Source organism: Pseudomonas brassicae (assembly GCF_010671725.1).
GTDB classification, from domain to species: Bacteria; Pseudomonadota; Gammaproteobacteria; order Pseudomonadales; family Pseudomonadaceae; genus Aquipseudomonas; species Aquipseudomonas brassicae.
In genome coordinates this window covers 1-7296 of the sequence record NZ_JAAHBU010000426.1, presented here as the reverse complement: position 1 = coordinate 7296, position 7296 = coordinate 1, and the positions used below count along the sequence as shown (strand labels likewise).

Below are 7296 nucleotides of genomic sequence, written 5' to 3'. Positions count from 1 at the left end.
GATGTCTTGCAGCGGCAGCGCTGCAACCGGGCCAGCTCGGCGTGCAGCGCGCTGGCCGGTACGCCCAGCGCGAGCAACGGCTGCCAGTGGGCCGGCAAGGCGCCCAGCGCCGCTTGCAGGCGTTGTTGCTCCGCCTGGCTGGCCACCAGGCGGTCGAGGCTCATGAAGCCCTTGAGCTTGCCCAACGCCACCAGCTCGTCGAGGCGGCTGCCCAAGGCGTGCAGGCGTTCGAGCAACTGTGCCTGGTCGCCCGCACGCACCAGGTAGAACTGGCTGGTGGGCTGGTAGCCGGTGATGCGCGCCACGGCCTGGGCCTCGGCTTGCAGTTGCGGCGGGCTGGCGACCCATTGACGGATGTCGTTGCGGCTGTCCAGCTGCCACAGCCCGGCGGCGCAGAACAGCATCAGCAACGCCAGCAGCCAGGGGCTGGAGACCTTGCTCAGCAGGCCCTGGCGCAGGTCCAGCAGCCACTGTGCGATACGCAGCGGCCACTGCGCCGGCTGCAGCGTCATGCCCTTGAGCAGCGCGGGCAACAGGCATACTGCGGCCAGGTAGGCGCCGACCAGGCCGGCGGCGGAGAAGATCGCGATCTGGGTCAGGGCCGGGAACGGCGTGAAGGCCAGCGCGAGGTAGCCGATGCAACTGGTGGCCAGGCTCAGGCTCATGCCCGGCAAGGTCAGCCGCACCGCCGGCCAGCTCTGCCACGGGCGCAGGCTCCAGCTCTTGGACAGGTAATGCAGCGGGTAGTCGACGGCCACGCCGATCAGGCTCGAACCCAGCACCAGGGTCATCACATGCATCTGGCCGAACAGTGCCACGCAGGCCACCGCGCCGAACAGCATGCCCACCAGCACCGGCACGAAGGCCAGCAGCACGCGCACGCGGCGAAACGCCAGCCACAGCAGCAGCAGGATGCCGACGGTGGCGCCGCCGCCGACCCAGGTGATCTCCTGGCTGGCCTGGCGCTGGCCATTGGCGGCGTAGAGCAGGCCGCTGGCGGCCAGCAACTGGCCGCCAACCTGGCTTGCCTGCACCCGTGACTGCGCCAGCAGGTCGGCGACCTGCAACGGCAGCTTGAGGTCGAAGGCATTGCCCAGCGTGCGTGCGCGCAACAGCACCCAGTGCTGCCCGTCGGCCTCGGCCAGCAACGCGCCGCTGGCGGTGTCCAGCGTGACGGCGGCGGGCTTGGGCTGGCTGTCCTGGATCAACCCGGTCAGGCCCAGCCAGTCGTCCTGGCTGGGCACCAGGCTGAAGCCGGCAAACGGGTCATACAGGCGCTGCACGCGTTGTTCGATAAACGCCTGCGGCGTATCGATCAAGGCCTGGCGATCACTGGCTGCAAGCATCGCCACGCGCCCGTCGAGCAATTGCCGGCGCAGTGCATCGAGGTCGGCCTGCACGCTCCACTGGACCTTTTCGAACAGCCCGCTGGCCTGCCATTCGGTACTCAGGCGCTGGGCCAGGGCAATCGCCTGGTCACGTTCGGGGTGGCCGACCAGTATCAGCATTTCGCGGTTCAGCGGCTCCTGCATGCGCTGTTCGGCGCGCTGCACCAGGGGGTCCTGGGTAGCGCCGGGTACCAGCGTCATCAGGTCGGCCGACAGCGGCGCGCCGTTGTGCCATTGCCACCCGGCGAGTGCGAGCACGCCGAGCAGCAGCAACGTGAACAGCGCGGTAGCAGGCGCTCAGTCGGCAAAGTCGGTGCGCTCCGCGTCGGTCAGGGCGGCGGCCTGGGTGCTGGCCGGCATGCGCAGCACGGTGCTGTCGCCCTGGGTTTCGAGCAGGTGGATCTGCTCGACGTAGCGGCCACCGGCAATCTCGATGCGGGTGAACACCTGCTTGAGCAGCAGCGAGCGCGGAGTGAGTTGCAGTTGCCAGTGCTCGGCGCTGCCTTGCAGGCTCAGTTCGAAGTCGCGTTGCAGGCCGCTGCTGTCGCCTTGCAGCACGGCGAAGAACAGACGGTTCTGCTCGGCCCCGGCGCTTTTGCCCGGCAGCAGCTGCCAGCCATTGCCGTCACGGCGGGCGATGCCCTTGGCGTCGAGCCGGTAGTCCTGTTGCAGCGGTGTCTTGAGCAGCCACAGCAGGCCGTGGTCGCGGGCCAGCACGAACTCGCCCTTGCTCACCAGCGGCTGGGGCAGGGCACGCAGGTGTTTCTCCTGCACGAACGCCCCCTTGATCACGGCCGGCTCGCCCAGCTGGCGGCTCAGCTCGTCGAGGCCGAAGGCCTGCGCCAGTGACGCGCAGCCGAGCAGGCCCAGGGCGATGATGCTACGTAGCACCGGGTTCATGGGAGCACCTTGCGCACGGCGTCGACCATCACTGCAGGCGAGGCCAGCAGCATTTCGCGGCTGGCGATCTCGACCGCCACCTGCACGGTGCTGGCGCGGGTCATGCGCTCGCCCGTGGCCAGGTCGCTGATCAGGTAGTTGATCTTCAGCCGGTTCTCCCATTCCACCAGGCTGGCGCGCACGTTCAGGCGCTGGCCGAAGGTGGCGCCGCGCATGTAGCGCAGTTGCAGGTCGATCACCGGCCAGGCAAAGCCTGCCGCCTGCATCTGCTGGTAGTTGTGGCCCAGGTGGTCGAGCAGCGCGCAGCGTGCCACCTCGAGGTATTTGACGTAGTGGCCGTGCCACACCACGTGCATGCTGTCGACGTCGAAAAACGGCACCAGGATCTCGGTGTCGACGTGCATTACGCCTTGATTACGCATGCAACCTCCAGTGTTGGCTGGCGATGCGTTGCAGGCACAGGCGCAGTTCGCCTTCCAGTGCGCGGTCTTCGATCACCGGGGCGAAGTCTTCGCGCAGTTGCGCGTGCATGGCCGCCAGGGCAGGTGGCAGGCTGCGTGCGTCGGCTTCGAGGCTGCGCAGCCATACGCCCTGGTTGGCCGCCAGCAGGGTCGCGGCGGCGACCTGTTCGGTCAGCTCCAGCACGCGCAGCGCATCGCGGGCAGCGATGGTGCCCATGCTCACCTTGTCCTGGTTGTGGCACTCGGTGGAGCGCGAGAACACGCTGGCCGGCATGGTGTGCTTGAGCGCTTCGGCGGTCCAGGCGCTGGTGCCGATCTGCACCGCCTTGAAGCCGTGGTTGAGCATGGCGCGCTCGGCCGGTGCGCCCGACAGGTTGCTCGGCAGGCCGTGGCTGTAGCGCACGTCGACCAGCAGCGCGAGCTGGCGGTCGAGCAGGTCGGCCACGTTCGCCACCAGGGTCTTGAGACTGTCCATGGCGAAGGCGATGTGCCCGCCATAGAAGTGCCCGCCGTGCAGCACGCGCTCGGCCTCGGCGTCGATGATGGGGTTGTCGTTGGCGCTGTTGAGCTCGATCTCGATAAAGCCGCGCAGCCAGTTCAGGCTGTCGGCCAGCACGCCCAGCACATGCGGTGCACAGCGCAGCGAATAGCGGTCCTGCAGGCGGTGCAGCGGCGCGGTAGGGGCGTCGATGGCCAGGTCCTGGCGCAACCATGCGGCCACCTGCATCTGGCCCGGGTGCGGCTTGGCGGCGAACAGGCGTTCGTCGAAGTGTTCGGGGTTGCCTTGCAGCGCCACCACGTTGAGCGCAGTGATGCGCGTGGCCAGCTTGAGCAGGTAGTCGGCGCGGGCGAAGGCCAGGCAGGCCAGGCCGGTCATCACGGCGGTGCCGTTCATCAGCGCCAGGGCTTCCTTGGGCCGCAGCACCAGCGGCTGCCAGCCCAGTTCACGGTGCACGTCGCGGGCACTGCGGCGCTCACCCTTGTACAGCACCTCGCGCTCGCCACACAGGGTGGCGGCCACGTACGACAGCGGGGTGAGGTCGCCGCTGGCGCCCACCGAGCCTTCCTCGGGGATCAGCGGCAGGATGTCGTGGGCGAGGAACGCGTGCAGGCGCTCCAGCAGTTCCACGCGTACCCCGGACACGCCGTGGCACAGCGACTGCAAGCGCGCTGCCAGCACCGCACGGGTGGCCTGGGCATCGAGCAGCTTGCCCAGCCCGCAGCCGTGGAAGGTGTACAGGTGCTGCGGCAGTGCTTCGACGTGTTCCAGCGGCACGGCCACCACGCACGAGTCGCCGTAGCCGGTGGTGACGCCGTAGATCACGCCTTCCTTGTCCAGCAGCGAGTCGAGGAACTGCGCGCCGCGGGCGATCCGCGCGCGGTACTCGGCGTCGTCCTGCAGGTGCGTCGGCGCCTGGCGGCTGGCCAGGGCCAGCACGGCTTCGATGGACAGCGGCGACTCGCCGAAAGTGATGGGCTCAAGCGCGGGTATCGTCATCGGTCTTCCAGAAAGGGTAGAAATTGAACCATTGTTGCGGGGCCTGCAGGCAGTAGTGGCCCAGGCGCTCGGCGTAGCGCCCGGCACAGTCGGCGAGCACCTGGTCACGCTGGCCGCGGCGCCATTCGATGGCCTCGGCGAACGGTTCGAGGATCACCTGGTAGCGGCCTTGCTGCTTGAGGCAGAAGAACAGGTTGGTACGGCAGTTGAGCAACCCGGCCAGCAACCACGGGCCCTGCGGGAAGGCCGCCGAATGGCCGAGGAAGTCGGCCTGCACGGTGCGCCCGCCGTGCAGCGGCACGCGGTCGCCGGCAATCGCCAGCCACTCGCCGCGCTCCAGGCGCTGGCTCAGTTGCAGCATGATCGCCGGGTCCAGCTCGCTGACCTGGATCAGCCGCAGGTGGGTGGCGCCGGCTTCGCCTAGCAGGCGGTTGAAGCGTTCGGCGTGCTTGGTGTGCACCAGCACGTTCATGCTCACCTGTTCGCCCAGCTCGGCCAGCGCACGGCATACTTCCAGGTTGCCCAGGTGCGCGCCGACCAGCATCTGCCCGCGTTCGGCGCGCAGTTGGGTGCGCAACTGCGCCGGGTCGACGATCTCTATCTGTTCGATGCCGAGCTTGCCGTTCCACACGTCGAGCTTGTCCAGCAGGGCGTCGGCAAACGCCATGAACTGGCCGAACACGCGGCGCGTGGTGGGGCGCAGTTCAGGCTGCCCGCTCCACTGGGCCAGGCGCTGCTGGTACTCGCGCACGCTGAGGCGAGCCTTGCGGCCGAAGATGAAGAAGTACAGCACGATGGCGTACAGCACCGGGCTGAGCAGGCGCCGGCCGAGCACGCGCACGCCGAAGGCGGTGAGTTTCATCAGCCAGAAGCTGCCGCGTTCGTCGTGCGCGGCCCAGTGTTGCTGTTCGCTACTCATCGCTGCCACCGCCGCCACAGGATCACCGGTGCGCGCAGCAGCATGCCGAAGAACAGCTTGGTGTGCATTTTCGAGATCAGCGCGTTGTCGTGGAACAGGCGAAAGTGCGACAGCCCGTCCTGCGGGTAGTGCACCCGGGTCGGCAGCCACTGCATCGGCTGGTTGCGCCAGGCCAGGCGCACCAGGATCTCGGGGTCGAAGTCCATGCGCCGGCCCAGCTTGACCGAGTCGATCAGCGGCAAGGTACGCGCCAGCGGGTAGACCCGAAAGCCGCACATCGAGTCGGGAATCTGCAGCGACAGGCTGTTGATCCACACCCATACGTGGGTCAGGTAGCGGGCGTACAGGCGGCCCTTGGGCACGCTGGCGTCGTACTGCGGGTAACCGCACACCAGCGCCTCGGGGTGCTGGCGCGACAGCGCCAGAAAGCGCGCCACGTCGCCCAGGTCGTGCTGGCCGTCGGCGTCCACCTGCAAGGCGTGGCTGAAGCCCAGTTGCGCGGCCGCGCGCAGGCCGGCCATGACCGCGCCGCCCTTGCCCTGGTTCACCGCCAGGCTCACCAGGTGGATGTCCGGCTGCGTTGCCAACTGCTGCAGCACCGCAGCGCAGGCCGGGCTGCTGGCGTCGTCGACCAGCACGCACGGCAGGCCGGCGCGCAGCAGGTCGGCAACGACTGCCGGCACCGCGCGCTCGTGGTTGTACACCGGGATCACCGCACAAGGCTTATGCATCCATGGCCTCCAGTACGATGCGCCCGCTGGAGCACGGTGCGCCGGCGTTGCTGAAGGTGAAGTAGAGCTTGGCGCGCTCGGCGTCGAAGCGCAGGCTCAGGTCGAGCACATCGCCCGGCCGCGCCAGTTGCTGGAACTTGAGCACTTCCATGCCGGCAAAGCGCCGTGGCCGTCGAGCAGGGGTTGGCCGAGAGCCAGCGCCCAGTCGACCTGAACCACGCCGGGTAGCACCGGGGTCTTGGGGAAATGACCATTGAAGTAGGCCAGGTCGGCCGACACCGCCAGTTGCAGGCGCAGCTCGTCGCCCTCGCGCACCTGGCCCAGCACCTCCGGGCCCTTGGGGCGCGGTGCCAGCAGCAGTGCCTGCACCTGGGCCTGGGGCAGTTTGCCCTGGGCGTTGAACGGCAGTTGGCGCAACAGGCGCCAGCGCCGTGGCAGCGCGATGGCTTCGCAGTGCCCGGCCAGGTGCTGGCGCAAGGTCTCGGTCACGCTGCGCCGACCAGTGTTGCGCAAGGCATGCAGGCCGGCCGGGCTGAGCACCAGCAGGGCACCGAGCGAGGCGCGGTTTTCCTGTACCACGGCCAGGCGCGCGTCCTCGACCCAGGCATGCTGCAGCAAGGCCTGTTCGAGCATCGGCAGCGAAATGCGCTTTTTCTTCGAGCTTGACGATGCGGTCCAGGCGCCCGAGCAGGCTGAAACGGCCATCGTCGCTGAACGTGACGGCATCCATGCTGTGTTCGAGGTGCCCGGGCGGGAGATAAGGCGAGGCGATGCACAGCGCGCCGTGGGCGTTCTGGCTCAGTTGTACCTCGGCAAACGCCTGCCACAGGCTGCCGCCCTGGCGCCAGGCAATGCCACCGGTTTCCGAGCTGCCGAGGATCTCGCAGGGCCACTGCCCCAGGCGTTGCTGCAGGGCCTGGGCGGCATCGGCCGGCAGTTCGCCGCCGGAGGAAAACACCCGGCGCACCTGGCTCAGGGCCGGCCAGTCGAGGTTGTCACCCATGCGCTTGAGCAGCGCGGGGCTGGCCACCCAGGCGAACTGCGGGTGTTCGCGGCTGGCGCGCTGCAGGTCTTCGGGGAACGGCAGTTGGCGACGTACCAGGCTGCGCCCGGCACACAGCGGCCACAGCACGCGAAACAGCAGGCCGTAGATGTGCTGGGTGGCGACGCTGCCGATGATGCACGCCTGGCCGAGCTGCTCACCCCACAACTGCTCCAGGCCCAGCACTTCGTTGGCCAACTGGCGCAGGCACTTTTCGATGCGCTTGGGTTCGCCGCTGGAGCCGGAGGTGCACAGGCTCAGCAGCGCTGTATCGAGGGCCAGGTCGGCCGCCTCCAGGGGGCTGGCGAACAGTGTGGGCAGTGGCGTGTCGCCCGGCTGGTCGGTCAGCCACAGGTC

5 protein-coding genes and 2 pseudogenes are annotated in these 7296 nt (G+C 68.6%); all 7 read right to left on the bottom strand.

From position 1 onward, the window contains the following. Positions 1-1696, bottom strand: a pseudogene (locus G3436_RS23555) (MMPL family transporter); the annotation flags it as partial. After that, positions 1686-2288: an outer membrane lipoprotein carrier protein LolA gene (locus G3436_RS23550; RefSeq protein ID WP_163950119.1), complete on the bottom strand. Its 603-nt coding sequence runs from the start codon at positions 2286-2288 to the stop codon at positions 1686-1688. The gene G3436_RS23550 and the pseudogene G3436_RS23555, both read right to left, overlap by 11 nt. Next, entirely contained in the window at positions 2285-2710 is a 426-nt protein-coding gene (locus G3436_RS23545; protein ID WP_163950117.1) for an acyl-CoA thioesterase, read from the bottom strand. Before G3436_RS23545 ends, G3436_RS23550 begins: the two co-directional genes overlap by 4 nt. After that, on the bottom strand, positions 2703-4247 hold the full coding sequence (locus G3436_RS23540) for an HAL/PAL/TAL family ammonia-lyase (protein WP_163950114.1): 1545 nt from the start codon (positions 4245-4247) through the stop codon (positions 2703-2705). The genes G3436_RS23545 and G3436_RS23540 overlap by 8 nt, the downstream gene beginning before the upstream one ends. Beyond that, positions 4228-5166 carry an LpxL/LpxP family acyltransferase gene (locus tag G3436_RS23535; protein WP_163950111.1) on the bottom strand — a complete coding sequence of 313 codons (939 nt, stop codon included), beginning with the start codon at positions 5164-5166 and terminating at the stop codon, positions 4228-4230. The genes G3436_RS23540 and G3436_RS23535 overlap by 20 nt, the downstream gene beginning before the upstream one ends. Then, positions 5163-5897, bottom strand: a complete 735-nt coding sequence (locus tag G3436_RS23530; protein ID WP_163950110.1) for a glycosyltransferase family 2 protein — start codon at positions 5895-5897, stop codon at positions 5163-5165. The genes G3436_RS23535 and G3436_RS23530 overlap by 4 nt, the downstream gene beginning before the upstream one ends. After that, positions 5890-7296, bottom strand: a pseudogene (locus tag G3436_RS23525) (ApeI family dehydratase); the annotation flags it as partial. The gene G3436_RS23530 and the pseudogene G3436_RS23525, both read right to left, overlap by 8 nt.

Coding starts and splice junctions, on each gene's coding strand:
- G3436_RS23535 (WP_163950111.1), bottom strand. CDS start 5,166: ATGAGTAGCGAACAGCAACACTGGGCCGCGCACGACGAACGCGGCAGC.
- G3436_RS23530 (WP_163950110.1), bottom strand. CDS start 5,897: ATGCATAAGCCTTGTGCGGTGATCCCGGTGTACAACCACGAGCGCGCG.
- G3436_RS23550 (WP_163950119.1), bottom strand. CDS start 2,288: ATGAACCCGGTGCTACGTAGCATCATCGCCCTGGGCCTGCTCGGCTGC.
- G3436_RS23540 (WP_163950114.1), bottom strand. CDS start 4,247: ATGACGATACCCGCGCTTGAGCCCATCACTTTCGGCGAGTCGCCGCTG.
- G3436_RS23545 (WP_163950117.1), bottom strand. CDS start 2,710: ATGCGTAATCAAGGCGTAATGCACGTCGACACCGAGATCCTGGTGCCG.